The sequence below is a fragment of the Mycobacterium spongiae genome (assembly GCF_018278905.1).
Taxonomy (GTDB): domain Bacteria; phylum Actinomycetota; class Actinomycetes; order Mycobacteriales; family Mycobacteriaceae; genus Mycobacterium; species Mycobacterium spongiae.
In genome coordinates this window covers 3,200,377-3,226,682 of record NZ_CP046600.1, presented here as the reverse complement: position 1 = coordinate 3,226,682, position 26,306 = coordinate 3,200,377, and the positions used below count along the sequence as shown (strand labels likewise).

Here is a 26,306-nt window from a genome sequence, read left to right as displayed (position 1 = left end):
GGGACCTCTACCGCCGATACTTCGCAGATTTACTGCGTCATGGCAACGCTTCGACAACATCCCTAGTTGAACGGGTGACGCCGTGCCAAGGTAGCGCGCATGCCCAGCACCCGGTGGATGAAGGGCGCAGTCGTGGCAAGCGTGTTTGCGGCGACGTTGACGACGGCCGCACCGGTGTCGGCCGACCCACCGACCGGGCCGTACCCACCCTCGCCCACGGCACCGTGCGACGCGATCAGCCCGATCGCTATTCCGTGCGTGGGCCTCGGCAAGACCGCCGACGCGGTCGCCGCCGAGTGTCGCCGCGTCGGCGTTCCCGATAAGCACTGCGTGCTTCCGCTCGCGCATCGGGTGACCCAAGCGGCACGCGACGCCTATCTGCAGTCCTGGGTGCACCGCACGGCGCAATTTCAATATGCGCTCGGTGATCCGCTACCGCTGCGGGAAGCCCAATGGCTGGGCACCCACAACTCGTTTAATAGCCTCAGCGACTCGTTCACCGTGTCGCACGCCGACTCAAATCAGCAGCTGTCGTTGGCCCAGCAGCTCGACATTGATGTCCGCAGCATCGAACTGGACTTGCACTATATCCGGCGGCTCGACCTGCTTGGGCGGCGCGGCGTCACCGTGTGCCACGGGCTGGGGCCGGAAGAAGGGAACCTCGGCTGCACCACCGAACCGCTCTTGGACGCGGTGTTGGCACCAATTGCGACCTGGCTGAACGCGCCCGGCCACGCGGACGAGGTCATCTTGGTGCTCCTGCAGGACGAGTTGAAGAATCCGTCCGCATACGGGCTGGCGGTCCGGGCGTTGGAGAGTGTGCTGCGGCGGCCCGATGGGCAAAGCCTCATCTACCGCCCCGACCCCAGTCAGCGCGCCGCGAACGGCTGCGTACCGTTACCGCCTGGCATGTCGCGCGATGACGTCCGTACATCTGGTGCGCAGGTCGTGCTTGTCAGCTCGTGTGCGTCCGGTTTTGCCGCCGATGTCTTCGACTGGAGTGGCGCGCGGGTGCAGAACGGCCCGACCTCTCGGTACCGGCCTTTCCCGACGTGTGACGCCAGGTATGGCAGCGGCACCTACGCGTCGCGGCTGGTCCGCTACTTCGAGGACTCCACCTTGGTTTCGGCGATCGTCAACCCGACTCGGCCGCCGGCCGATCCGGATGCGCTCACACCGGCAAAGGCGCGTGCGATGACCGACTGCGGTGTCAATCTGTTTGGCTTTGACCAGCTGCTTCCGGAGGACGGGCGGATTCAGGCGTCGCTGTGGAGCTGGGCACCGGACGAACCGCGCGTGGGTGCCGGAACCTGCACCCTGCAGCGCGCAGACGGTCGGTGGGTCGCTGCGCCGTGCGGAGATTTGCATCCTGCCGCCTGCCTGGACTCGGCAGGCAGATGGACGGTGACGGCCAGTCCGGTGATGTTCGCCGGTGCGCCGATGGCCTGCGGGGCTGCCGGCTCGGAGTTCGGCTTACCCAGAACAGGGGACCAGAATTCCCAGCTGCATGCCGCGGCTGGAGCCGCGGGTGGTGCATGGGTGCACTACACCGTTACGCAGTGAACACCGTAGCGCCGGGCCGCGCCTCGAGAGCATGGACAACACCGCAACTCGGTCGGTAGATAGACCACGCACTCCCATCCACAGCGGCCTCACCGCGATCGGATGGGAGTGCGTGGTGCCGACGGCTCAGCTCTTGCCGTCGGTGTGTCTCGGCAGGAACTTAGTGGTTATGACCGCTGTGGTCTCCCGGAATGACTTGGTGCAGCTGGGGAAACAGCACGTCGCATCCCGACAGTGTCGAAGCTGCGAACACGGCGGCCGCCACCGCGGCAACTGCTCGGGCGGTCAGCGCGACTCTGTTGGTTTTGGTGCCCATCGATCAATCGTTCCTTTCAGTGGAGGTGGAAGATAGGTGGAGCGAGTCGGGAGCTTATTGAAAATGATTTTCAATGTCAAAAACGATGGAGCTCACCAGGCTCGATCGAGGCGAAACGGGATCGAGGTCTTCGAGATCTCCATTGAGGAACCACGAGACCCAAGTGCGGGCGGCTTTATCCCTCGCTGCGGTCTAGCAGGCTCGACGACCCGAGCACCCGCTCCACTTGGACCTCGATGACTACTCGGCGCGGGTTGGGACGCGGGTTTCGGTAGCGCTGGGCGTAGCGCAACTCGGCGTCGCGAACGGCGTCAATCTCGCTGTTCACCACGGCTTTTCCCTCCAGCGACAGCCACCGGGCACCGTCGACCTGGCTAAGCACCGCCAGGCCCCCGCGGTCGGCATTGACTGCCTTCTGCGACCCGCCGGTGGTGATGACCCGAGCAATGTGTGTCTTGGGATCGAAGGTGAAACCCACGGCCACCACATGCGGCGAATTGTCAGCACGCAAGGTGGTCAGCATCGCCAGGTGGCGCTCGGAGAGAAACGCCAACGCATCGTCGGTGAGCCGCGTAGTGGTGTTCGGCATCACGGTTCACGCTAGCGCAGGTGATAATCGCAGCCGTGGACGACACGGGTGCGGGTCCGCTGGTAATTTTCGGCGGGCGCAGCGAAATCGGCATCGAACTCGCGCGGCGATTGGCCCCGGGGGCGGCGGTGGTGCTGGCCGCACGCAAAGCCGATCAGCTCCACGATCAGGTGGCAGCACTGCACGCCGCCGGCGCGACCGAGGTGCACACCAAGGAGTTCGACGCCGACGATGTGGCTTCCCACGGCCCGCTCGTCGCCGCGATCATCGCCGAGCACGGCACGGTCGGTACTGCGGTGCTCGCGTTCGGGATCCTCGGTGATCAGGCTCGCGCCGAAACGGACGCCGAGCATGCGGTGGCGATCGTCCACACCGACTACGTCGCCCAAGTCAGCCTGCTCACGCATTTGGCAGCGGCGATGCGCACGGCTGGCCGAGGAGCTCTGGTGGTGTTCTCCTCAGTGGCCGGGGTGCGAGTACGCCGCGCGAATTACGTCTACGGCTCGGCCAAAGCCGGCCTGGACGGCTTCGCCAGCGGATTGGCCGATGCGTTGCATGGCACCGGGGTCCGGTTGCTGATCGCGCGCCCGGGATTCGTCATCGGACGCATGACCGAGGGCATGAAGCCTGCGCCGCTGTCGAGCACCCCGGAGCAGGTGGCCGCGGCGACCGCGCGGGCGTTGGCCAAGGGACGCCGCACCGTCTGGATCCCGTGGGCACTGCGGCCCATGTTCTTCGCGATGCGGCTACTGCCGCAGTTCCTCTGGCGCCGGATGCCCCGATGATCCGCGCCATCGACGACGCAGAGCGAAGCGATGAGGAGGATCGGCGCTCATGATCATCATTGTCGGTATCGGCGCTGACGGCATGGCGGGCCTTGCCGAACGATCCAGATCCGAATTACACAGGGCCACCGTGATTCACGGGTCACGCCGACAACTCGACCTATTGGATGACACGGTCACCGCCGCACGTCACGAGTGGCCGTCACCGATGCTGCCCGCCGTCGGGGGCCTGTCGCCGGACGGCGCCGACGTCCATGTGGTGGCCAGTGGTGACCCGCTGTTGCATGGCATCGGCGGCACCCTGATCCGGCTTTTCGGCGCTGACAAAGTGACCGTATTGCCACACGTGTCAGCGGTGACGCTAGCGTGTGCCCGGATGGGCTGGAATGTCCACGACACCGAGGTGATCAGCTTGGTCACCGCGGCGACGAGCACCGCGGTGCGCCGGGGTGGCCAGGCGATTGTGCTCGCCAGCGATGGGTCCACGCCGAAGGCGCTGGCGGTGGTGCTCAACGCCCACGGTCGCGGCGACTCCGAACTCGCCGTGCTCGAACAACTCGGCGGCCCTGCCGAATGCCGCCGCAACGGCACCGCGCAGGACTGGGCCACCAACACCCACTCCGACATTAGCGACATTGACGATCTCAACGTGATCGCCGTGCGGTATCTGCCCGACGAGCGGACGTCATCTGTCCCCGACTCAGCGTTTGTGTCCGACGGGCAGATGACCAAACACGCCATCCGGGCAGTGACCCTGGCGGCTCTGGCGCCGCGGCCAGGGCAGCGATTGTGGGACGTCGGCTCAGGCTCGGGCAGCATTGCCGTCGAGTGGTGCCGCAGTTGGCGCGGCTGCACGGCGGTGGCGTTCGAACGTGACGAGCGGCGCCGCCTCAACGTAGGATTCAATGCCGCGGCGTTCGGCGTCAGTATCGATGTGCGCGGCGACGCACCCGAAGCGTTCGATGGAGCGCCGTGCCCCGAGGCGATCTTCGTCGGCGGCGGTCTCACCCAACCCGGTGTCCTCGAGGCCTGTTTCGAAAACCTGCTTACCGGCGGACGGGTGGTCGCAAACGCGGTCACCGTGGAAACTGAAGCCGCATTGGCACAAGCATATTCACGGTTCGGGGGAGAACTGCACCGGTTCTGCCACTATCATGGCGAACCGTTGGGCAGCTTCACCGGCTGGCGCCCACAGATGCCAGTCACCCAGTGGACGGCGACCAAGCCGTGACGGTCTATTTCATCGGTGCCGGCCCGGGCGCGGCCGACCTGATTACTGTTCGGGGCCAACGGTTGCTCAATCGCTGCCAGGTATGCCTGTATGCGGGTTCGATCATGCCTGACGACCTGCTGGCGCACTGTCCGCCCGACGCCACGATCATCGACACCGGCCCGCTGACGCTCGATGCGATCATCAACAAACTCGCCGGGGCGCACGCGGCGGGGCTCGATGTCGCCCGGCTGCACTCGGGTGATCCGTCGCTGTACAGTGCGCTCGCCGAACAGTGCCGCCGGCTTGACGGGCTGGGCATCGACTACGAAATCGTGCCGGGCGTGCCGGCTTTCGCCGCGGCCGCTGCCGCGCTGGGGCGCGAGCTCACCGTGCCGGGGGTGGCGCAGACGGTCACGCTCACCCGGGTTTCGACGCTATCGACCCCCATGCCGCCCGGCGAGGACTTGACTACTCTTGCCCAGGCCGGAGCCACCGTAGTCCTGCATCTCGCCGCAGCGCAGATCGATGCGATCGTTCCGGAGCTGCTGGCGGGTGGGTATCGACCCGAAACTCCCGCAGCGGTAGTAGCTTTCGCGAGCTGGCCAGAGCAGACGGTGCTGCGCGGCACCCTGGCTGACATCGGAGCGCAGATGCACGACGCCAACATCACCAAGACTGCCGTCATCGTTGTCGGTGATGTGCTGGCCGCCACGGGGTTCACCGACAGCTATTTGTATTCGGTGGCGCGACGCACCAGGGGCGCGCATTGACCAGGGTGCTGCTGCTTGGAGGCACCGCGGAGGCGCGCGCCTTGGCCAAGTTGCTGCACCCGGGTGTCCCCATTGTCAGCTCGCTGGCCGGCCGGGTACCGGACCCGGCCCTTCCGCTCGGCCCGGTGCGCATCGGCGGGTTCGGCGGCGTCGAGGGGCTGCGCCGCTGGCTGCATGATGAGCGGATTGGCGCCGTCATCGACGCCACGCATCCGTTCGCGGCAACGATCACCGCGCACGCCGCGCAGGTGTGCGCCGACTTGGGCATACCCCATCTGGTGCTGTCGCGCCCTGCGTGGGACCCCGGTGCCGCCATTGTCGCGACCTCGGATATCGAGGCGGCAGAAATCGTTCAACAACAAGGGTTTTCGCGGGTATTCCTCACCACCGGCCGAAGCGCGACGGCAGCGTTTGTCGACAGCAACGCGTGGTTCTTGATCCGCGCCGTCACCGCACCCGATGAACCCACATTGCCGCGTCGTCACCAGCTGGTGTTGTCCCGTGGGCCGTACCGCGTCGAGGATGAACTCGCGCTGCTGCGAGAGCACCGCATCGACGCGCTTGTCACCAAGAACAGCGGCGGCGACATGACCCGCGCGAAGCTCGATGCCGCAGCAGCGCTTGATATTTCGGTGGTGATGGTGTCGCGCCCGCAATTGCCGCATGGGGTGCGCGCCGTGCCCTCCGTAGCGGATGCCGCCGACTGGGTCGCCTGCCTGGGACCCCGGTGACTTCGCTACCCGGTCAGGTCATCGCGCTCGCCGTCGGCGAGCAACGCGTCGCGCGCGCGGGCGACCCGGGAACGGATAGTGCCCACCGGGCACCCACACACCGCCGCGGCATCGGCATAAGACAATCCGAGTAGCTGCGTCAGCAGCAGAGCCTCCCGCTGCTCGGTGGTGAGATCGGCGATCATCGTGGTCACTTCCACGAGGTCTTCGAATCCGCGAGTGTGGCGGTCGCCGTCGTGCATGTGCTCGGGATCGGCCCCGTGGGCGGTCCGGGGCCGCGACTGGGCGCGGCGAATGTGATCGGCGACGACATGGCGCGCGATGGCCAGCAGCCAAGTTCGAGCACTGGAGCGTCCACAGAACCGCTGGATGGCACCGATCGCTCGGAGGAAGGTCTCTTGGGTGAGATCGTCGGCGCTGCTGACGTCCGACAAATAGGCGACAAATCGCCACACGTCCTGTTGGGTGGCTTTGATAAAAGCCTCGAGTGCTCGCGTGTTCCCCTTGGCGGCCGACAAGGCGAGTTCAGTTACGGACTCGTCGTCGTTGGACGCGGTCATGGGCATAGACCTTAGCCCCGGAAGGTCAGCGGGTATACGACCGGCCGTCGTAGCCGCAGGTATAACGCCGGCCGCCGACCGGTTGATCGGCCGTAAGTGCCCGCGACGGCGGCCGCTGGGAACCGGCGCGGGAAGCAACGCCTCGCCGAAGCCCGCCGGGGCATCGCCGGGCCACGACCGCCCTTCCCCGGTCCTTTCCCGCGCAACCAAGAGCGCGAAAACCGCGCCGACCAGCAGTGGCAGGTGACTGGCGATGCGGGCCGTGGTCACGTCGCCGCCAAAGGCGTCCACCACCACGTAGCTCGCCAGCGCCACCGAGTAGACACCGACGATCGCCGCCACGCCCACCGCCATGACGGTCCAGATTCCGGCGACGATCATGGCCAAACCCAACGCAAGCAGCCAGGCGGTGGATTCGTGCATCAAATGCTCACCGGACATGGCTCCGTGCCCGGCGGAAGACACCATGCCGAAGTCGACACCGCCGATCTGGGCGGCCGCGATCACGACCTGGAAGACACCCACGCCGATGAGTCCCGCTCGCCGGTAGCGCGAGCCCACCGCACGCAGCCACCGGCGATGGTGCGAAGCTGCGTCCAAGCCCGCCTTCGCCATGATCCGGTCGGTCAGATCCGGGCCGCGGCCAGCCTCGAAGGTGGTCAACTGGCGAGTCTGGGTGGCCGCGCCGATCAGCCAGGTGCGGCAACGGCGACACGAATCCAGGTGGGCGTCGACCTGCTGCGCCAGTATTTGCGGGCGCTCGCCGTCGAGTCGCGCCGACAAAGCTTCACGCGCCGTTTCACACCGCATCCCTGCATCGTTGCGCATCGCTCATCTGTGCGCAAAGGTGTGGTTCTCGGCTCGCGGAAGGCGGAACTCTGACACGCTTGGTGGTAGCCGTTCTTTGTCTGCTCCCGGCCCGCCGACGGCGGCATGTGATACTGCGGCATGCGCACTCCGGGGCTCAACGGATTCGGCCGGCGGGAGTTGCTGGCGGCCTCCCTGGTGGTTTCGTTGGCAGCGTGTACACGCCCGGCGAGAAGCGATGCCCCCGTGTCGACCACGGCTTTGGCGCGGCCGAAGCTAGCCGATCGCTTTGCCGATCTCGAACGCGAATTCGAGGCCAGACTCGGGGTCGACGTCGTGGCTGCCGACGCAACCGCCACAATCGCCTACCGCGCCGATGAGCGGTTCGCGTTCTGCTCCACATTCAAGGCGCCACTCGCCGCTGCGGTGTTGCACAAGAACTCGCTCGCTCAACTGGACACCGTGATCGCCTACACCACTGACGACATCCGGTCGGCCTCGCCGGTGACGCAACAACACGTCGAGACCGGAATGACCATCGGCCAGCTCTGCGACGCGGCGATCCGCTACAGCGACGGCACCGCCGCCAATCTCTTGCTCAACGAGCTTGCGGGAACAACGAGCGGGCCCGCCGCATTCACCGGCTACCTGCGCAGCCTGGGCGACACGGTGAGCCGGTTGGACCAAGAGGAGCCGGAGCTGAACCGGAATCCGCCCGGGGACCAGAGAGACACCACGACTCCGCGTGCGATCGCCCTCGTGTTCCGACAGCTGGTTCTCGGCGATGCGCTGGCCCCCGACAAACGTGCACTGCTGATCGATTGGCTGGCACGCAGCACCACCGGCGCCAAGCGGATCCGGGCGGGGTTTCCCGCCGATTGGAAGGTCGTCGACAAGACCGGCTCGGGTGACTACGGACGCGCCAACGATGTCGCCGTTGTCTGGTCGCCGAGTGGTGTGCCGCACGTCGTGGCAATCATGTCCGATCGCGCCGACGGCGGGTATGACGCAAAGTGGAGTGACGATCTTGTTGCGGCCGCAGCGACGTGCGTTGCCGGGGTGCTGTCTTAGGCGCGTGCAGGCCGTCAACGAGGTGTGGTCGGTGCGCGGACGCACCGAACGTTTTGCCGCTAGGTTTGCAAGCGATGGACATGCCGCCAGAGCGAGACGAGCGGAGCCCAGTGTGCGATCGGTCCGCCGGGCCGATCGATCCCGTCGCCACCGCACTGGTCGCCATCGACTGCCAGGGGCGGTTCGGTCCGTACCTCGTCGGCGGGAAACTGGAGAACGTCATCAGGCTCATTCATGCCGCGCACGCGGCCAAGATGCCCGTCGTTCTGACGCAGCACAGCGACGTTGACCCCGATAGCGTGCTGTCGCGCTTTTGGCGTGATGACATCGTCCACGGTTCCGACGACTGGCGGCTGCTGCCCCAGGTTCCGGTCGGGACGGACGATCTGCTGATTCAGGACAAACACACGTACGACGCGTTCATGCGCACGAGTCTCGAACGCCACCTACGTGAGCGCGGAATCACCACGCTCATTGTGACCGGAGCCATGACCAATCTGTGCTGCGAAACCACGTCGCGCAGTGCCTTTACCCGCGACTTCGACGTGATCTTCGTCGATGACGCCAACGGGACGCGCAACGACGCGATGCACCGAGCGTCGGTCGACAACCTGCGCTTTCTCGGATGTCGAATCATGACAACCGACGGCGTCGTGGCGGCGATGGCCGCATCGACTGGCTCCAGCAAGGAAGCGCGGTAGGCGAGGTGTCCTATCGTCCCCGTCCCGGCGCGCCGACGTGCCCCGGGTTGATCTTGACGCTGGGCAGGTTGATGTTCGGCACGGGGATGTCGGGGATGACGTCGGGAATCCCGTTGATTTTTGGTATGTCGACGTCGACGTCGACGTCGACGATGTCACGGGGGGCGTGCTGAAGAGGGGCGGAGCTGAGTTGGACATGTGGTGGACTCGCGATGAATCCGGCTAGCATCGCGGCTGCCGCGGCGGGAATGCCGGCGAGAATCGCGGTGAGGTAGATCCGCTTGAGTTGCATGGCGGTTGTCCTTTCGAAGGGCCGCGCTCGATCACAGACTGACGGATCTTGCGCGGCACGCATAGGTCTATTGGCAGCGACTCTTGAACTCGTTCAAGGGGCGGCGAATGTTCTCCAGGTCGGCCTTGATCGCCGGGTTGGCGCTGAGGTAGCTCTGCGCGTTGTTGCGCATCTCATCGCGGTTCTGGCCCCTGAGGCCCGTGAAGAAGTTGTTGACATCGGGGTGGCTGAAAAGGTAGTCGGACGTCGCATTCGAAACACCGGATGAAACACGGGCCAGGTCGGCGGCGGTGCAGTTGGGCGGATCGGCCGCCGCGATCGCACCGCTAGCGCATAGCATGGCGCCGCTGAAGACACAGGTCGCGATCACGCGACGCACAGCGGGGGCTGAGAACGACATGGCGGCCTCCTCGTTGAGGTGATTACCAGGTAAAAACCGATGCGGATCGGCGAGCACGAGCCTAGTGGAGTCGAGCAGCAATTTTCTAGGGTGTTAATTAACGCTGACCGTCAGATTGCCAGGCCGGCTGGCATCGGGGAACTGGTTTGGGTTGTGGGGATCGTGAGACCATCGCAGCGTGGCGCAAGCTGGCGTGCACCAGTTGACCACGCCGCGCGCGGCGGCGCTGTCCGGCGTGGTGTTCGCCGTGCTGTTCGGCGCAACCTTGCTTCTCATTCGAACGGGAATGCCCGGCGACGTGGCCGAGTTGGCGGATTGGTTGAGCGAAGAGCGCGGCGCCATCGTTACCGCGACGGTGCTGATGCCGTTCGCGGGGATCAGCTTCCTGTGGTTCGTCGGTGCCGTTCGCGACAGCTTCGGGCGCTACGAGGACCGCTTTTTCGCCACCGTGTTCTTGGGCAGCGGCGTGTTGTTCGTGGCCATGCTCTTCGTGGCGACGGCGGTGGCGGCTGCGCTCGTAGCCAGCAACGAGGGTGTGACGGACGCGTCCGCTCATGCCGAAGTCGCCAAACTCGGCAGAAATATCCTTGTGGTTGCGAGCCAGACCTACGGGGTCAGGATGGCGGCGGTGTTCATGATGTCGCTGGCGACGATGTGGCGGAAGACCGGGCTCATGCCGCGGTGGTTGGTCGCGGTGAGTTACCTTGTGGCCCTGGGGCTCTTGGCCGCCAGCGACGTCAGCATGTGGGTGGCTATGGCTTTTCCGGTCTGGGTGCTCGTGGTCAGCGGCCTGATCCTGTTTCGAGCGGGAATATTCAACTCGAACCGCGACTCGATCACCGCGTGAGCGGTATCGAGTGCCAACCGCACACGGTATGTGAATCCGTCACTGCACTCGTCGCGTAACGATCGACCCAGTATTGCCTGGGCGATTGCGTGAGTTCACTGTCCGAACATGAGTTGGCACACAAACCAAAATACTATAGGGGGTATGGTATAGACTGACGGCCAGCCGCACCCATGACGCGGCCAAAGAGCGGAGGGAGACTCCGATTTTCGCCTTGCTCAAGCGGACGTGGGTGCCGCTCGTTGTGGTGGTAGCGGTTGCCATGGGCGCCCTGGCGGTCAACCGGCTCCGTGGTGTATTCGGATCCGACGAAATCTTTTCGTCGACAGGCACCGCGGCGGAGACAATCGTGCCGTTCAATCCCAAGACGGTGACCTACGAGGTCTTCGGGCCTGCCGCCACCACGGGCAGCGTCAGCTATTTGACCAGGACGGCCGAACCCGCGCAGGCGGACTTCACCAGCCTGCCGTGGACGTTCACGATGACGACCACGATCCCGTCCGTGATCGCCAATGTCGTGGCCCAGGGTGATAGCGGCCGCATTGGCTGTCGCATCGTCGTGAACGGGGATGTCAAGGACGAGCACATCGCCGTCGCACACCACGCCCAGACCTTCTGCCTGGTGAAGGCCGCATGAGCGACAACTACGTCGAAGGGGATATCCGTCCGCTCTACGCACGGATGGTCCGGGCGTTCGCCGTGCCGATCATCCTGGGATGGCTCGTCTTGACGATCGCGGTGAACGTTCTCGTACCGCAAATCGAGTTTGTCGCACGGGCGAACGCGGTCACGATGTCGCCGCAAGATGCGCCAGCCATGATCGCCGCTAAACGCATCGGCAAGACGTTTCGCGAGTCCGATTCCGACAGCATCGTGATGGTTGTCCTGGAAAGCGAAGAGAAGCTCGGCCACGAAGCGCACCGTTACTACGACGGCTTGGTGACAAGGCTGGCGGCCGACCCCACCCATGTGCAGCACGTTCACAACTTGTGGGCAGACCGAATCACCGCCGCTGGCGTTCAAAGCTCGGACGGCAAGGCCGCCTACGTCCAACTCAACGTAGCGGGCAACCAGGGCAGCACCTTGGGGAACGAGTCCGTCGATGCAGTGCGCACGATCGTGGACCGTTCGCCGCCGCCTGACGGGCTCGAGGTCTACGTCACCGGCCCCGCCGCGCTCACCACAGACATGAACGAGGCCGCGGACAAGAGCATGTTCACGATGATGGGAGTGACCGGCGTGGTCATCATGACCATGCTCGCCATCGTCTATCGTTCGGTTGCCACCGTCCTACTGGTTCTCGCGATGGTCGGGTTCGAAATGGGTACGGCCAGGGGGATTGTCGCCATTCTCGGGCACCACCATCTGCTGGGATTCTCGACGTTCGTTGTCGCCATGTTGTCGTCGCTGGCCATTGCAGCGGGAACCGACTACGCGATCTTCCTCATCGGCCGCTATCAGGAAGCCCGTCAGGCCGGTCAAGACCCGGAAACGGCCTACTACACCATGTTTCGCGGCACCTATCACGTTATCTTGGGCTCGGGGCTCACGATCGCCGGTGCGGTGCTGTGCCTCCACCTGGCGCGGCTGTCCTATTTCAAGGCGCTGGGCATTCCATCCGCAGTCGGACTGCTGGTCGTCGTCGCCGGTGCGTTGACCGCAGCGCCGGCCATCGTCGCCGTGGCGAGCCGGTTCGGGCTGCTCGATCCCAAACGGACCATCAAGGTCCGCGGATGGCGGCGGATCGGCACCGCGACCGTCCGCTGGCCCGGGCCGGTTTTCGTGGCGTCGCTGATGATCGTCCTCGTCGGCATACTGGTCGTGCCGGGCATGAAGATCAGCTACAACGACCGGTTCTATATACCGCAGAAGCTGCCGTCGAACGTCGGATACACCGCGGCGGAACGCCATTTCAGTGCCGCCAGATTGAATCCCGACATCCTCATGATCGAGGGTGACCATGATATGCGCAATCCCGCGGACATGATCTTGCTGGACAGAATCGCCAAAGACGTTTTCCGCACACCCGGAATCGAGCGTGTGCAAAGCATCACCAGGCCGTTGGGAAGCCCGATCGAACACACGTCGATCCCGTTTCAGGTCAGCATGTCCGCGGTCACCGTACAAGAGAACCTGCAATTTGTGGATGACCGTATGGCCGATCTGCTGACAATGAGCGACGATCTCGGTGCCCTGATCGCGTCCATGCAACGTATGCAGGGTGTGCTCAACCGCATGAGCAATACCACCCATCGGATGGTCAGCGACATGGACGACATCAAGGCCACGTTGGATGAGATGCGGGATCATCTCGCTGATTTCGATGATTTCGCACGTCCGGTCCGCGGATACTTGTACTGGGAGCAGCACTGTTTCAACATCCCCGTCTGCTGGGCGGCGAAATCGGTCTTCGAGGCGATCGACGGCGTTGACAAATTCAGCGAAAACATGGACACGCTGCTCGGCGACATGAATAGCTTTGATGCGCTCTTGCCCCAAATGCTGGTGGAATTTCCGCCGATCATCGCGGTCTCGAAGTCCATGCAACAGACGCTGCTCAGGCTGCACAGTAGCTTCTCGGGGATGGTCACCCAGATGTCTCGGATGACCGACACGGCCAGCGCCATGGGCCAGGCGTTTGACTCCTCGAAGGCCGACGACTACTTCTATCTGCCACCGGAGGCGTTCGACAATCCAGACTTCCAACGGGGTTTGAAGCTCTTCCTGTCGCCCGACGGTAAAGCCGCGCGCTTCATCATCACCCACGACGCGGATCCGGCAACCCCGAAGGGAATCTCGGCCGTCAAGCCGGCGCTGCAGGCCGCGCGCGCTGCCGTCAAGGGCACACCACTGTCGGATGCCGCGTTCTATCTCACCGGAACGGCTGCGGTGTACAACGACATCCAAACCGGTTCGAAATACGACATCATGATCGTCGGAATCGCCGCCCTGACACTGATATTCGCCGTCATGGTGATCATAACCCGGGCGCTGGTCGCGTCCCTGGTGATCGTCGGCACGGTGCTGTTGTCGTTGGGCGCGGCATTCGGGCTGTCAGTGCTGGTCTGGCAGCATCTGCTGGGCCTGGAGCTGAATTGGATCGCGCCGGTGTTCGGCGTGATCATCCTGTTGGCGGTGGGATCCGACTACAACCTATTGCTGGTCTCGCGGTTCCAGGAGGAGATCGGCGCGGGACTCAAGACCGGCATCATCCGGTCCATGGGCGAAACGGGCGGTGTCGTGACCGCGGCGGGTCTGGTTTTTGCCTTCACGATGTTATCCATGGTGGCCAGCGACCTGCGCTCGATCGGCCAGGCCGGCAGCACGATTGGCATCGGATTGCTCTTTGACACGCTGATCGTGCGCTCGCTGATGACGCCATCGATCGCCGCGTTGCTGGGGCGCTGGTTCTGGTGGCCGCAACGAGTGCGCCCGCGCCCAGCCAGCCACATGCTGCGGCCTTTTGGGCCGCGTCGGCTGGTTCGGTCTCTCCTCCTCGGTGAGGAATCAGATGTGGCGACGAAACAGCCCGCTGGTTAGGGTTGCTGTTCCGGCGCTAGCCGGTCACCGAAGGAGCCACCGCAGAAGTGAAGGACGAGCCGCGAGCCGACCTCGGCGCCGACCCACGCGCCGACGGGGTCTCTACTCAGTATCAGCGCTGGAAGTACCCGCCCCCGATCGAGGATCTCAAGGCATGGACCACCGCGAACTGGGAGTGGTTCGACCCGTTGTACTCCCACCGGATCCTCTGGCCCGACCGGGAATACCAGCCCGATCTGGACATTCTGATCGCGGGCTGCGGCACCAACCAGGCGGCAATTTTCGCCTTCACGAACCGTGCGGCGAGAATAGTGGCGATCGATATCAGTCAGCCTTCCCTGCAGCACCACCAGTACTTGAAGGACAAGTACGATCTGGCCAACCTCGAGCTGCATCTGCTACCGATCGAAGAGGTGGCGACGCTAGGACTCGCCTTTGACCTCGTTGTCTCCACCGGCGTGATACATCACATGGCCGATCCGCTGGCCGGCATGAAAGCGCTGGGCAGCTGTCTGCGGCCTGACGGCGTCATCGCGACGATGCTCTACGCCAGGTACGGGCGCATCGGCGTCGAACTCGTGGAATCGGTCTTTCGCGATCTCGGATTCGGACAGGACGATGCATCGATCAAGCTCGCCAAGGAAGCGATCTCGCTGCTGCCGGCGCACCACCCTGTGCGCAGCTATCTCACGAAAGCCCTTGACTTGCAGGACGATGCGGCCATGGTCGACACTTTCCTGCACGCCCGACAACGAAGCTACACCGTCGAGCAGTGTGTCGATCTGGTGACCGCCGCCGGACTGGCGTTTCAGGGCTGGTTTCACAAGACACCCTATTACCCGCACGACTTCTTCGTTCCGCATAGCGAGTTCTATGCAATGTTGAACGCGTTGCCCGAGATGACGATCTGGTCCGTGATGGAACGTCTGGAGACATTGAACGGCGCCCATCTCTTCATGGCGTGCCATCCCGACCGGCCCAAGGATTGCTACACCATCGATTTCACAACGGCTGACGCGCTCGACTACGTTCCGGTGATGCGGACTCGGTGCGGTGTCGCCGACACGGATATTTACTGGCCGGGTTTTCGCATGGCACCCAGCCCCGTCCAGTTGGCCTTTCTGCAGAACGTCGATGGCCGGCGCACCATCCGCGAGATCGCCGAGCGGGTGGCCCACGGAGCCGAGTCGCCTTCCGTCGGCCCGGCGGACCTGGAGGAGTTCGGCCGCCAGCTGTTTCGCTCGCTGTGGCGCCTTGATTTCGTGGCGGTCGCCAAGGACGCGGGCGCGGCCAGCTAGGGGCCGGCCGGCAGCGCATCAATCTCCACCAGCTACCAAACGACCAACAGGTCGCAGCCCAACGGTTTCGCTGGCCCATCGACAGCGACGAAGGTCAGGTGCGAGATGCGGACAGAAAATTTCTCACGCTGAGACGCAAACGGGACCAATTCTCATCGATGGCGCAGGTCAGAATCTCAGTGTGAGACGACCGCCGGCGGGGTCGCCGGGTGGCCGGTATCAACCTGCTAATACGCCGTTGACCTGCAGATTTCCGTCGTTCAGGCTGAGGATGTTCGTGCGGGGTGGTCAGTTACCGGGGCTTATGAGTGAGGTGGGTTTTGATGAGCTTCGCGGTACTGCCACCCGAGATCAACTCGATGAGGATCTTTTCTGGTGCGGGCACGGGACCGATGTTGTCGGCGGCGCTGGCTTGGGATGGGTTAGCTGTCGAGTTGGCTTTGGCGGCGAGTTCCTTTAGCTCTGTGACTTCCGGTTTGGCGGGGGAGGCGTGGCGGGGTCCGGCCGCGGCGGCGATGGCGGCGGCGGCAGCGCCGTATGCGGGATGGTTGGGTGCGGCGGCGGCCCAGGCCGAGCAAACGGCCCTGCAGGCCCGCACGATTACGGCTGCGTTTGAGGCGGTGCGGGCTGCGGCGGTGAATCCGGCGGTCGTTGTGGCCAACCGTGCTCAGTTGGTGTCGTTGGTGATGTCGAATCTTCTTGGGCAAAACGCCCCGGCGATCGCGGCCGCCGAGGGCGCCTATGAGCAGATGTGGGCACAGGATGTGGCTGCGATGTCTGGCTATCGTGCCGCGGCTTCGTCCGTTCTGTCGGCATTGCCGCAGGTTAGTCAGCCTCTGAAGAACCTGGCAGGTCTGCCCACCCAGTTAGCCAGCGCGATTGCCAGCGCGCCGGCGGCCAGCCAGGCCATGAGTAGCGCGACCACGGCCAGCCCCGTCGCGGCCCCGACGGCGCTCGCCGAGGCAGCGGCCCCGATGAGGACGGTCGCTTTTAACCTGGGTTTGGCCAACCTCGGCCTCGCCAACGTGGGTAGCGGCAACGTGGGTTTCCTCAACTTCGGCAGCGGAAACCTTGGCAGCAACAATGTCGGTTCTGGAAACTTTGGCGGCAACAATGTCGGATTCGGCAACTTAGGCAGCCTCAACATCGGTCCGGCAAACCTGGGTAATTCAAACCTGGGATTTGCGAACATCGGCAGCGGGAACATCGGCTTTGCGAACACCGGAAACAACAATATTGGTATTGGGTTGACCGGTAGCAACCAGGTTGGTATTGGTGGCCTGAACTCGGGCACCAACAATATCGGGTTGTTTAACTCGGGCAACGGAAATATCGGTTTCTTTAACTCGGGCCACGGAAACTTTGGCATCGGGAACTCGGGCAGCTACAACACAGGTTGGTGGAACACCGGAGACGCGAACACCGGCTTCTTCAACGCGGGTTCTTTCAACACGGGCAGCTTTGACGTGGGCGATGCAAACACGGGGAGCGGGAACACGGGTAGCTACAACACGGGCGACGTGAACCCGGGCTCGTCTAACACGGGTAGCTTCAACACCGGTGACACCAACACCGGCTTTGTGAACTCGGGCAACATCAACACCGGCGCGTTCAACACGGGCAACATGAATAATGGATTCTTCTGGCGGGGCAATGGACAGGGTGGCCTTACGTTCGCAATCACCACACCCGATATAAGCCTGCCCCCAGTCGAGATACCTGGGATCGACGTTCCCGCCTTCGACTTGCCCGCGATAACGCTACCGTCGATATCTATTCCGGCGGTAACGACGCCGGCCGATATCGTGGTAGGCGGGTTTGGCTTGCCCGACATAGCTGTACCTTCGATATCGACTCCCGAAGTCGACATACCGCCGATTGTTGTAGAGGGTTTCGGGTTGCCCGGAATAACGATTCCCGGGATGGAAACTCCGAATGTCGACATACCGTCGATAGTTGTTGACGGGTTTTCCTTGCCGGAAATAACTACTCCGAGCATATCAATTCCGCCGGTAACGACATCGGGCGGAGTTGTGGGCGGGTTTTTATTCCCCGAAATCGTTACGCCTCAGATCTCGGTTCCGCAGACAGTCATAGCCACTGGCTCGGCATTTGTGGGAGGGTTTAACACGCCTGCGCTAGGCATACCCGAAATAACTACGCCCATTATTACGATCAACTCGATCACCGCACCTGTCGTAACGATAAACGGCTTCAATTTTCCCAACGTCGATTTTCCCACGATCGGTTTCCCGGGTAATGCGGGAAATCCTGTTCGTATAATTACAATAACCGACAATGCCGCTATTGGTGGTAGCATCAATTTGACGCCGTTTACCATTACCCCAACTACGCTAAGAGGCGGCGGAATAGGTGACCTAGTGTTTCCGGTCGTTGAAATCGGTGCCTTCGTGCTGCCCAACGTCACAATCCAATCGTTTGGCATTCCGCCCATTGTGGTCGGCGGTTTCCTTTTGCCGTCGATCGGCACCCCTGCATTTACCATCCCACCGCTTGTAATTTCTGGCGGTGGGGTGAACCCCTTCGCGTTGCCGGGAATCACATTCCCTGAGGTTGCCATCCCATCGGTTGGCATCCCCCCCATTGACGTGGGCGGGTTCGCGTTGCCGCAAATCAGCATCCCTTCGGTGACCACCGCTGCGTTTGGCATCCCCCCGATTGAGGTCGCCGGGTTCGCGTTGCCGCAGATCAGCATCCCTTCGGCGACCACCGATCCGTTTACCATTCCCGGCTTCGGTGTCGGTGAGCTGACCCTGCCGGAAATCAGCATCCCCGCGGTTACCACTCCTGCGCTCGCGATCCCCGGTGTCGGCCTCGGCGGATTCACCACACCCGGGCTGACCATCCCGAACGTCACTCTCCCCGGCACCGTCGTCGCGAAGTTCGTCGTTCCGCCGGCGCCGGGATTGTTCAACTCGAGCACCACACCGTCGTCGGGCTTTTTCAATACTGGTACTGGTGGCAACTCGGGATTTGGCAATAACGGCGCCGGCCTGTCGGGCCTGTTTACCGAGAGTCCCGCGGGGCTCGCGTTCGCTTCAGGCTACAACAATTTCGGTGCCGTCTCCTCGGGCTTCTCGAACTTCGGCACCGGCGTTTCGGGGCTGGGCAACTTGGGCATCCTCCCCTTGGCTGATAACAGCCTCGTTTCTGGGATTGGAAGCATTGGTCAACGGCTCGCGGGGTGGTTCCTCCAGGGCACGACGCCGTAGTCCGCAACACGGTAGCCCCGAAGGCGGGCGCGGCTAGCTAGGGATAGCGACGCGGGGTAAACACCTGATCGTGTGTGTCCGCCGAATACCACTGGGTCTGTGAGGATCCGATGATCAGCAGGCAGCGCATGTCAATGTCTGCGGGATTGAGATCGGCCAACCGCACCACGCGAACCTCCTCGTCCGGCCCCGCGACAGGGCCGGATACCGCGCGCCCGATCACGACCGGCGTCCCGGGGTCGCGGTGGGTCAGCAACAATTTGCGCATCGCGGCGACCTGCCACGTCCGTGACGCCGACGCCGGGTTATAGATCGCCAGAACCAGATCGGCGGCGGCCGCGGCGGCGAGGCGCGCAGCGATCACGTCCCACGGTTTGAGGCGGTCCGACAACGAGATCACCGCGTAGTCGTGGCCGAGTGGGGCGCCGACCCGGCTCGCGACGGCCTGGGCGGCCGTCATTGCCGGAATCACCCGGATGCGCACCCCAGGCCATTGTTTGGCTTCCTCGAGCACGGCCGTGGCCATGGCGAAGACTCCCGGATCGCCGGACGAGACCACCGCCACCGCGTGCCCCTGCTCGGCCAGCGCGCAGGCCAGCCGGGCTCGGGCGGGCTCGTCGGTGTTGTCGCTGGAATGGCGCCGCTGGCCGTCACGGTCCGGAACGCGGTCCAGGTAGCGGCCATAGCCGATGAGGTCGCTCGCGGCGGCCAGCTCGCGGCGACTCTGCGGCGTCATCCAGTCGGTGTCGCCGGGTCCCAGGCCTACCACGGCGACGCCGCCGACGGTCGATGGCCGGTCCAGCCGCCGGCCTCCCGGCAGCATGGCCAGCGAGAAGTACGGCACGCTGGTTTCGTCAACGTCTGCGGCGGGCAATACCCGCTGCTCGGGGGTGCTGGCCCGCTCCACGTAGAAGGCGTCGTCGAGTTGGCTTGACGCCGAAAGCGCTTCCCGGACATTGTGATACGAGCGCCCGAGTTTGAGCACGACGGCCGCGTCGGCATCGGTCAGCCGACGGGTCAGCTCGGCGACCGGCAGGGTTCCCGGAAGCACCGACAGCACCTCATCGCCGGCCACCAGCGGTGTGGCAACCGCGGCCGACGCGGCGCTCACCGACGTCACCCCGGGCACGATGACGGCGTTGAACCGTTTCGTCAGTCGGGTGTGCAAATGCATATAGGAGCTGTAGAAGAGCGGGTCTCCCTCGGCCAGCAAGGCCACATTGCGTCCAGCGTCGAGATGCGCGGCGATCCGTCGCGTGGCGTCGGTGTAGAAGTCTTCGAGGGCGCCGGCGTAGCCGCCGGGATGATCGGTCACTTCGGTGGTCACCGGGTAGATCAGGTGCTCCTCGATCTGACCGGGCCGCAGATACCCTTCAGCGATACCGCGGGCGATGCTGCGGCCATGGCGGGCACTGTGGTACGCGACCACATCGGCCTCGCCGATCACCCGAGCGGCCTTGACCGTCACCAATTCCGGGTCACCGGGTCCCAGCCCGACTCCCCATAGCGTGCCTCGGGCCGTCATTCGATGTCGGTCGCGATCGCGTTGACGGCAGCGGCGGACATGGCGCTGCCGCCGCGCCGGCCACGTACCACGAGGTAGGACATTCCGCGCGGGCGCTGGATGAGTTCTTCCTTGGACTGCGCCGAGCCGACGAAACCAACGGGCCCACCGAGGACCGCGGCCGGCGCCGATATCCCCTCGTCGATCAATTCGAGCAGCCGGAACAGCGCTGTGGGAGCGTTGCCGATGGCCACCACCGCACCGGCCAGCCGCTCGGCCCAGAGCTCCATACCGGCCGCCGAGCGAGTAGTTCCCCGGCGGGCAGCCAATTTGGCCGCACGCGGGTCGGCAACCAGCGATACCACCTGGTTGTCGGCGGGCAGCCGCGCCGTGGTGATCCCGGCCGCCACCATCGACGAATCGCACAGCACCGGGGAACCCTTGTCGAGGGCATCCCGAGCCCGCACAACGACATCGTCGGAGTAGGCCACGTGCTCGGCAACATCAATCTGCCCGCAGGTGTGGATCAGCCGCACCACGACCCGCTCGACGTCATCGGGGAACCGCGACAGGTTCGCTTCCGCGCGGATCACCGCGAATGACTGCCGGTAGATCTCGGCCGCGTCGCGGATGTAGTCGAGCACTCGCTCACCCTAAGACGTCTGGCCTAGAAGTTCATCGAGTGTGCTCACGTGGCTTCCAGTGTGTGTAGGTGGCAGAGCCTTTCGGCGTGTCGCCGCCCTGGATACCCGCCCGACGAGATCTCTTGTGTTTCAGAGCGGCCGGTATCCATCGCCGGTGGCTACCAGCACCTCGCCGGCGGGCGGGCGCCCGCATGCGCGTTCGCAACCGACGAAGTGCCGGTGCACCGCCTCGCCGGCATCGAGCGACTGCGCCGCGTCCGCGCGCACATCGGCGGCCGAGTACTTACAGCCCGGGCTACCGGTACAGGCGCTCACCCGCAGCCAGGGAGAATTCTCATCGAAGACCAAACCGAGCGGCGCCAGCACCCGCAATGCGGCGTCAGCGACTGGCTCTTCGAGATCGCATACCAAAACCGATCGCCACGGCGTGACCACCATCGGGGCGTCGATTGCGGCGATATACTCCGCGACGCGGGCGGGCAGCACCCCCAGCGGCACCGCGGCGCCCAGCGCAATTCGGCCGTCGTCCTGGGGTATCCAGCCGACCGGCGGAGTGATGACGGGGGCACACTGCGCACCCAGTTCCCTGCCGGGCACCAGGACGGTGGGATCGGCCAATTCCTTGATGCGCCAGGCCGTTCCGCGAATCTCGATAAACCTGCAGGCCAGGTCGATGAGCGTCGTCACCACCTCGTGCACGGCCAGCCGGATGCCGGTGTCGCTGCCGGCCATCACCAACGCAATTTCTTCGCCTAGCGCCTGGACACCGACGTCGGCGCCCAGGCCGGCGACGTCAGCGCGGCCGTCATCGAGACTGAACCAGAATCGCCCGCCCAACTCTGCGAGCTGGGGTGCACCGCAGATTGCCGCGTCCAGCTCGCCCACCCATGGCCGTACGTCCATGTTCCCGCCGACACGGCCCGACAGCGGCGACGCGACGATGTTGCGGACTCGCTCATGCGACGCCGACGGCACCAGCCCGGCATCGATGAGCCGGGGGGCAATCGCCTCGGCAACCGCGCGCACGTCGGAAATCCCACGCAGTTGGACGTTGCCGCGCGAGGTCAGCTCCAGCGTTCCCGAGCCGAAGCCGCTCGAGACACCCGACAGCGTCGCGAGTTGCGCGGCGGTGATCATCCCGCCCGGCAACCGAACCCGGACCAGCGCGCCATCGGCGGCATGGTGAACCTGCAGCGCGCCCGGGCAAGCGTCGGTGTCGCGGGTCCGTTCCACCTGTCCACCGTACGGGAGCCACGCGGACGGGCGGTCCTGCCTGCGAATCCGCCGACTGCCCAGCCCAATCGGCGTAGCGAACCGACTATGCGCTGTGCCGAAGGTCGCCGACTTCGACGTTCGCACGGGCTGACAATGGATCCGCGTGCCCCGGCCGCAGATGACGAGCAAGCCCCGCTGCGGTAGGAATGGTGAGTGTCCGAGCCGACCATCCTGCTGTTGTCGACATCCGATACCGACCTGATCACTGCCCGATCCAGCGGCAAAAACTTTCGGTGGGCCAATCCGGCGCGGCTGGCGGAGCCCGAAATCGACACCGAACTGGCGGATCTGCTGGCCGACTCATCGCTGGTGGTGGTGCGGATACTGGGTGGCTACCGAGCCTGGGAGAGCGGCATCGACGCGGTGATCGCCAGTGGCTTGCCGACGGTGCTGGTCAGCGGTGAGCAGGCGGCCGACGCCGAGTTGACCGGACTATCCACCGTTGCAGCCGGCGTCGCCGTCCAAACGCACATTTACCTGGCACACGGCGGAGTCGACAACGTGCGTCAGTTACACGCCTTCCTGTGTGACACCGTGCTGATGACCGGCTACGGGTTCACTCCACCGGTCATTACCCCGACGTGGGGGCTGCTGGAACGCCCGGATGCGGGTCGGACCGGCCCAACGATTGCGGTGCTCTACTACCGTGCGCAGCACCTTGCGGGCAATACCGGCTACGTGGAGGCGTTGTGCCGCGCGATCGACGATGCCGGTGGGCAGGCGCTGCCGGTCTACTGCGCATCGCTGCGCACCGCCGAACCGGAGCTGCTGGACCGGCTTGGGGACGCCGACGCGATGGTGGTCACCGTGTTGGCCGCGGGCGGGGCCAAGCCAGCCGACGCGGCGGCCGGTGGTCATGACGACAGCTGGAATGTCGAACACCTTGCGGCCCTGGACATCCCGATCTTGCAGGGATTGTGTTTGACCAGTCCTCGGGAGCAGTGGTGCGCCAACGACGACGGCCTGTCGCCACTGGATGTGGCTACACAGGTCGCCGTGCCGGAATTCGACGGCCGCATCATCACCGTTCCGTTCTCGTTCAAGGAGATTGACGACGACGGGCTGATCTCGTATGCCGCCGACCCCGAGCGCTGCGCGCGCGTCGCCGGTCTGGCGGTCCGGCACGCGCAACTGCGGCACATCGCGCCCGCCGAGAAGCGGGTCGCCCTGGTGTTCTCCGCATATCCGACCAAGCACGCCCGCATCGGTAACGCCGTCGGCTTGGATACGCCGGCCAGCGCGGTCGTCTTGCTGCGGGCCATGTGTGAGCGCGGTTATCAGGTGGGCGATGTGCCCGGCGTCGAGGCGGGTGACGGCGACGCTCTCATTCACGCGTTGATCGAACGCGGCGGCCAGGACCCCGACTGGCTCACCGACGGACAACTCGCTGGCAACCCGATCCGGGTGTCCGCCAAGGACTATCGGGACTGGTTTGCCACCTTGCCCGCCGAACTGGCCGACGCCGTCACCGCGCATTGGGGGCCGCCTCCGGGTGAGCTGTTCGTGGATCGCAGCAACGACCCCGACGGCGAAATCGTCATCGCCGCAATGCGAGCAGGCAACCTGGTCCTGATGGTGCAGCCGCCGCGCGGTTTCGGGGACAACCCCGTCGCCATCTACCATGACCCCGACCTGCCGCCCAGCCACCACTATCTGGCCGCTTACCGGTGGCTGGATAGCGACTTTCCCGGGGGCTTCGGAGCCCACGCGGTCGTGCACCTGGGCAAACACGGCAACCTCGAGTGGTTACCGGGAAAGACGCTCGGGATGTCGGCGACCTGCGCCCCCGATGCCGCACTGGGCGACCTGCCGTTGATCTACCCGTTCCTCGTCAACGACCCCGGCGAGGGGACTCAGGCTAAAAGGCGAGCGCACGCGGTGCTCGTCGACCACTTGATTCCTCCCATGGCCCGCGCCGAAACCTACGGTGATATCGCGCGCCTCGAGCAGTTGCTCGACGAGCACGCCTCGGTCGCTGCCCTGGATCCCGCAAAGCTCCCCGCCATCCGCCAGCAGATCTGGACGCTGATCCGCGCGGCCAAGATGGACCACGACCTGGGATGGACCGAACGCCCTGCTGACGACTCGTTCGACGACATGCTGCTGCACGTTGACGGGTGGCTGTGTGAGATCAAGGACGTCCAGATCCGCGACGGCCTGCACATTCTCGGACAAGAACCAACCGGGGAGCCCGAACTCGACCTGGTGCTGGCGATCTTGCGGGCCCGCCAGCTGTTCGGCGGCCAGCAGGCGATCCCGGGGCTGCGACAGGCGCTGGGCCTGGCGGAGGACGGCACCGACGAACGGTCATCGGTCGATGAGGCCGAGGCCGCGGCCCGCGAGCTCGTGGCCGCACTACAAGCCACCGGCTGGGACGCAGCCGCCGTCGACCAGCTCACCGACAACCCGGAAGTGGCTGCGGTCCTGCGATTCGCGGCCGCCGAAGTGGTACCCAGGATGGCCGGCACCCGTTCCGAGATCGACCAGGTGCTCAGGGCGCTGGACGGACGTTTCGTCCCGGCCGGACCGTCGGGATCGCCGCTGCGCGGCCTCGTCAACGTACTGCCCACCGGACGCAACTTCTACTCCGTCGACCCCAAGGCAGTGCCATCGCGGCTCGCCTGGGAAGCCGGTGTGGCACTGGCAGATTCATTGCTTGCGCGTTACCGCGACGACCATGGCCAATGGCCGCAATCGGTCGGCTTGTCGGTGTGGGGCACCTCGGCGATGCGCACCGCCGGCGACGACATCGCTGAAGTGCTTGCCCTGCTGGGCGTTCGGCCGATCTGGGACGACGCGTCGCGACGGGTCGTCGACGTGGCGCCGATTGCGCTGGCTGAGCTGGGACGCCCGCGCATTGACGTGACGGTGCGGATCTCCGGCTTTTTCCGGGACGCCTTCCCGCATGTCGTCTCCATGCTTGACGACGCCGTGCGTTTGGTCGCCGACCTCGACGAACCCGCAGACCACAACTACGTGCGCGCACACGCGCAGGCCGACCTGTCCCAGCACGGCGATCAACGACGCTCCACCACAAGAATTTTCGGCTCCAAGCCGGGCACCTATGGGGCGGGATTGCTGCAACTGATCGATAGCCGCAACTGGCGCGACGACGCGGACTTGGCGCAGGTGTACACGGCATGGGGTGGGTTCGCCTACGGGCGTGATCTCGATGGCCGCGAGGCGATCGACGACATGAACCGCCAGTACCGGCGGATCGCAGTGGCTGCCAAGAACACTGACACCCGTGAACATGACATCGCCGATTCCGACGACTACTTCCAATATCACGGCGGCATGGTCGCCACTGTGCGCGCGTTGACCGGCCAAGCGCCGGCCGCCTATATCGGCGATAACACCAGACCCGACGCGATCCGCACCCGCACGCTGTCGGAGGAGACCACCCGGGTGTTTCGTGCTCGCGTCGTCAACCCGCGGTGGATGACGGCGATGCGCCGGCACGGCTACAAGGGCGCGTTCGAGATGGCGGCGACGGTCGACTACTTGTTCGGCTACGACGCGACGGCCGGGGTCATGGCTGACTGGATGTACGAACAACTGACCGAGCGCTATGTCCTGGATCGCGAGAACCGCAAATTCATGACGGAGTCCAACCCCTGGGCGCTGCACGGTATGGCCGAACGCCTCCTGGAGGCCGCCGGTCGCGGCATGTGGGCCCAGCCGCAACCCGCCACCCTCGACGGGCTGCGCCAGGTGCTGCTGGAAACCGAGGGCGATCTCGAGGGCTAGCGCCAGGTAGGTTGACACTCGTGACACCCACTTTCGCCGACCTCGCCAAGGCGCAATACATCTTGCTGACCACCTTCACCAAAGACGGCCGGCCCAAGCCGGTGCCCATCTGGGCCGCCTTGGATAGTGACGGCGGCGACCGGCTGCTCGTCATCACCGAGAAGAAGTCGTGGAAGGTTAAGCGGATCCGCAACACCCCCCGCGTCACGATGGCGATCTGCGACATGCGTGGTCGCCCGAAAAGCGAAGCCGTCGAGGGCACTGCGGCCATCCTCGACGACTCGGAAACGGGCGCCGTCTACGACGCGATCGCCCGGCGGTACGGCATTCTCGGCAAGGTCTTCAGGCTCTTTTCCAGGCTACGTGGCGGCCTGGAGAACAATATTGGCCTAGAGCTCAAGGTGGCCGGAAGCTAAC

22 protein-coding genes and 1 pseudogene are annotated in these 26,306 nt (G+C 64.8%); 14 read left to right on the top strand and 9 right to left on the bottom strand.

Features of this window, described 5'->3' with window-relative positions; genetic code table 11:
• Nucleotides 1–99: 99 nt before the first annotated feature.
• The gene (locus F6B93_RS13075) at nucleotides 100–1,563 is read left to right on the top strand and encodes a hypothetical protein (protein WP_211695485.1); all 1,464 of its coding nucleotides are present in this window, start codon (nucleotides 100–102) and stop codon (nucleotides 1,561–1,563) included.
• Between the two features lie 160 nt (nucleotides 1,564–1,723).
• Here F6B93_RS13075 and F6B93_RS13070 read toward each other — a convergent pair whose 3' ends face one another.
• Complete coding sequence (locus tag F6B93_RS13070; RefSeq protein ID WP_211695484.1) at nucleotides 1,724–1,879, bottom strand: hypothetical protein; 156 nt, start codon at nucleotides 1,877–1,879, stop codon at nucleotides 1,724–1,726.
• A 175-nt stretch (nucleotides 1,880–2,054) separates the two neighbouring features.
• Nucleotides 2,055–2,468, bottom strand: a complete 414-nt coding sequence (locus tag F6B93_RS13065; protein WP_211695483.1) for a F420-dependent biliverdin reductase — start codon at nucleotides 2,466–2,468, stop codon at nucleotides 2,055–2,057.
• Nucleotides 2,469–2,503: 35 nt separating this feature from the next.
• Between F6B93_RS13065 and dprE2 the strand changes: the two genes are divergently transcribed.
• From dprE2 to F6B93_RS13045, 4 genes are read left to right on the top strand one after another with little or no spacing between them, the layout of a single operon-like run.
• Nucleotides 2,504–3,253: a decaprenylphospho-beta-D-erythro-pentofuranosid-2-ulose 2-reductase gene (dprE2, locus tag F6B93_RS13060; protein WP_211699459.1), complete on the top strand. Its 750-nt coding sequence runs from the start codon at nucleotides 2,504–2,506 to the stop codon at nucleotides 3,251–3,253.
• A 49-nt stretch (nucleotides 3,254–3,302) separates the two neighbouring features.
• Entirely contained in the window at nucleotides 3,303–4,484 is a 1,182-nt protein-coding gene (gene cbiE / locus F6B93_RS13055) for a precorrin-6y C5,15-methyltransferase (decarboxylating) subunit CbiE (RefSeq protein WP_211695482.1), read from the top strand.
• Nucleotides 4,481–5,236 (top strand): precorrin-4 C(11)-methyltransferase, encoded by a 756-nt coding sequence (gene cobM / locus F6B93_RS13050; RefSeq protein ID WP_211695481.1) that lies wholly within the window; start codon nucleotides 4,481–4,483, stop codon nucleotides 5,234–5,236. The genes cbiE and cobM overlap by 4 nt, the downstream gene beginning before the upstream one ends.
• Entirely contained in the window at nucleotides 5,233–5,967 is a 735-nt protein-coding gene (locus F6B93_RS13045) for a cobalt-precorrin-6A reductase (RefSeq protein WP_211695480.1), read from the top strand. The genes cobM and F6B93_RS13045 overlap by 4 nt, the downstream gene beginning before the upstream one ends.
• A gap of 5 nt (nucleotides 5,968–5,972) precedes the next feature.
• Here F6B93_RS13045 and sigC read toward each other — a convergent pair whose 3' ends face one another.
• Nucleotides 5,973–6,527, bottom strand: a complete 555-nt coding sequence (gene sigC, locus F6B93_RS22905) for an RNA polymerase sigma factor SigC (protein WP_246541139.1) — start codon at nucleotides 6,525–6,527, stop codon at nucleotides 5,973–5,975.
• A 180-nt stretch (nucleotides 6,528–6,707) separates the two neighbouring features.
• Nucleotides 6,708–7,337 (bottom strand): annotated as a pseudogene (locus F6B93_RS22900) (DUF2275 domain-containing protein); the annotation flags it as partial.
• Between the two features lie 138 nt (nucleotides 7,338–7,475).
• Here F6B93_RS22900 and bla point away from each other — a divergent pair.
• Nucleotides 7,476–8,405, top strand: a complete 930-nt coding sequence (gene bla, locus F6B93_RS13035) for a class A beta-lactamase (RefSeq protein ID WP_211695479.1) — start codon at nucleotides 7,476–7,478, stop codon at nucleotides 8,403–8,405.
• Nucleotides 8,406–8,479: 74 nt separating this feature from the next.
• Entirely contained in the window at nucleotides 8,480–9,106 is a 627-nt protein-coding gene (locus F6B93_RS13030; RefSeq protein WP_211695478.1) for a cysteine hydrolase family protein, read from the top strand.
• Between the two features lie 10 nt (nucleotides 9,107–9,116).
• On the opposite strand, the gene F6B93_RS13025 is transcribed toward F6B93_RS13030, so the two are convergent.
• Both F6B93_RS13025 and F6B93_RS13020 read right to left on the bottom strand, forming a co-directional pair.
• Nucleotides 9,117–9,398, bottom strand: coding sequence for a hypothetical protein (locus F6B93_RS13025; RefSeq protein WP_211695477.1), 282 nt, complete (start codon nucleotides 9,396–9,398; stop codon nucleotides 9,117–9,119).
• Nucleotides 9,399–9,465: 67 nt separating this feature from the next.
• Nucleotides 9,466–9,798: a heme-binding protein gene (locus tag F6B93_RS13020; RefSeq protein ID WP_211699457.1), complete on the bottom strand. Its 333-nt coding sequence runs from the start codon at nucleotides 9,796–9,798 to the stop codon at nucleotides 9,466–9,468.
• Nucleotides 9,799–9,976: 178 nt separating this feature from the next.
• Here F6B93_RS13020 and F6B93_RS13015 point away from each other — a divergent pair, with 178 nt between their 5' ends.
• The 5 genes from F6B93_RS13015 (at nucleotide 9,977) to F6B93_RS12995 (ending at nucleotide 18,716) form a co-directional block, all read left to right on the top strand.
• The gene (locus F6B93_RS13015; RefSeq protein ID WP_246540738.1) at nucleotides 9,977–10,645 is read left to right on the top strand and encodes a hypothetical protein; all 669 of its coding nucleotides are present in this window, start codon (nucleotides 9,977–9,979) and stop codon (nucleotides 10,643–10,645) included.
• Nucleotides 10,646–10,850: 205 nt separating this feature from the next.
• A complete protein-coding gene (locus F6B93_RS13010) occupies nucleotides 10,851–11,282 on the top strand; it encodes an MmpS family transport accessory protein (protein ID WP_211699455.1) in 432 nt (143 codons plus the stop codon).
• Entirely contained in the window at nucleotides 11,279–14,185 is a 2,907-nt protein-coding gene (locus F6B93_RS13005) for an MMPL/RND family transporter (protein WP_211695476.1), read from the top strand. Before F6B93_RS13010 ends, F6B93_RS13005 begins: the two co-directional genes overlap by 4 nt.
• A gap of 47 nt (nucleotides 14,186–14,232) precedes the next feature.
• Nucleotides 14,233–15,483, top strand: a complete 1,251-nt coding sequence (locus F6B93_RS13000) for a class I SAM-dependent methyltransferase (protein WP_211695475.1) — start codon at nucleotides 14,233–14,235, stop codon at nucleotides 15,481–15,483.
• Nucleotides 15,484–15,806: 323 nt separating this feature from the next.
• Nucleotides 15,807–18,716, top strand: coding sequence for a PPE family protein (locus tag F6B93_RS12995; RefSeq protein ID WP_211695474.1), 2,910 nt, complete (start codon nucleotides 15,807–15,809; stop codon nucleotides 18,714–18,716).
• A gap of 37 nt (nucleotides 18,717–18,753) precedes the next feature.
• On the opposite strand, the gene F6B93_RS12990 is transcribed toward F6B93_RS12995, so the two are convergent.
• The 3 genes from F6B93_RS12990 to cobG form a co-directional block, all read right to left on the bottom strand.
• Nucleotides 18,754–20,241 carry a precorrin-2 C(20)-methyltransferase gene (locus F6B93_RS12990; protein WP_211695473.1) on the bottom strand — a complete coding sequence of 496 codons (1,488 nt, stop codon included), beginning with the start codon at nucleotides 20,239–20,241 and terminating at the stop codon, nucleotides 18,754–18,756.
• Nucleotides 20,238–20,864: a precorrin-8X methylmutase gene (locus tag F6B93_RS12985; protein WP_211695472.1), complete on the bottom strand. Its 627-nt coding sequence runs from the start codon at nucleotides 20,862–20,864 to the stop codon at nucleotides 20,238–20,240. The genes F6B93_RS12990 and F6B93_RS12985 overlap by 4 nt, the downstream gene beginning before the upstream one ends.
• Nucleotides 20,865–20,993: 129 nt before the next feature.
• Entirely contained in the window at nucleotides 20,994–22,097 is a 1,104-nt protein-coding gene (gene cobG, locus F6B93_RS12980; protein ID WP_211695471.1) for a precorrin-3B synthase, read from the bottom strand.
• Nucleotides 22,098–22,292: 195 nt separating this feature from the next.
• On the opposite strand from cobG, the gene cobN reads away from it, so the two are divergent.
• Together cobN and F6B93_RS12970 are read left to right on the top strand one after the other, a co-directional pair.
• Nucleotides 22,293–25,889, top strand: a complete 3,597-nt coding sequence (cobN, locus tag F6B93_RS12975; protein ID WP_211695470.1) for a cobaltochelatase subunit CobN — start codon at nucleotides 22,293–22,295, stop codon at nucleotides 25,887–25,889.
• A 20-nt stretch (nucleotides 25,890–25,909) separates the two neighbouring features.
• Nucleotides 25,910–26,305: a PPOX class F420-dependent oxidoreductase gene (locus F6B93_RS12970; protein WP_211695469.1), complete on the top strand. Its 396-nt coding sequence runs from the start codon at nucleotides 25,910–25,912 to the stop codon at nucleotides 26,303–26,305.
• The last annotated feature ends 1 nt before the right edge of the window (nucleotide 26,306 follow it).

What these genes read in the sequence shown, in the direction of transcription:
- F6B93_RS13075 (WP_211695485.1), top strand. Translation starts at nt 100, where the DNA reads ATGCCCAGCACCCGGTGGATGAAGGGCGCAGTCGTGGCAAGCGTGTTT.
- F6B93_RS13070 (WP_211695484.1), bottom strand. Translation starts at nt 1,879, where the DNA reads ATGGGCACCAAAACCAACAGAGTCGCGCTGACCGCCCGAGCAGTTGCC.
- F6B93_RS13065 (WP_211695483.1), bottom strand. Translation starts at nt 2,468, where the DNA reads ATGCCGAACACCACTACGCGGCTCACCGACGATGCGTTGGCGTTTCTC.
- cbiE (WP_211695482.1), top strand. Translation starts at nt 3,303, where the DNA reads ATGATCATCATTGTCGGTATCGGCGCTGACGGCATGGCGGGCCTTGCC.
- sigC (WP_246541139.1), bottom strand. Translation starts at nt 6,527, where the DNA reads ATGACCGCGTCCAACGACGACGAGTCCGTAACTGAACTCGCCTTGTCG.
- bla (WP_211695479.1), top strand. Translation starts at nt 7,476, where the DNA reads ATGCGCACTCCGGGGCTCAACGGATTCGGCCGGCGGGAGTTGCTGGCG.
- F6B93_RS13030 (WP_211695478.1), top strand. Translation starts at nt 8,480, where the DNA reads ATGGACATGCCGCCAGAGCGAGACGAGCGGAGCCCAGTGTGCGATCGG.
- F6B93_RS13025 (WP_211695477.1), bottom strand. Translation starts at nt 9,398, where the DNA reads ATGCAACTCAAGCGGATCTACCTCACCGCGATTCTCGCCGGCATTCCC.
- F6B93_RS13020 (WP_211699457.1), bottom strand. Translation starts at nt 9,798, where the DNA reads ATGTCGTTCTCAGCCCCCGCTGTGCGTCGCGTGATCGCGACCTGTGTC.
- F6B93_RS13005 (WP_211695476.1), top strand. Translation starts at nt 11,279, where the DNA reads ATGAGCGACAACTACGTCGAAGGGGATATCCGTCCGCTCTACGCACGG.
- F6B93_RS12995 (WP_211695474.1), top strand. Translation starts at nt 15,807, where the DNA reads ATGAGCTTCGCGGTACTGCCACCCGAGATCAACTCGATGAGGATCTTT.
- F6B93_RS12990 (WP_211695473.1), bottom strand. Translation starts at nt 20,241, where the DNA reads ATGACGGCCCGAGGCACGCTATGGGGAGTCGGGCTGGGACCCGGTGAC.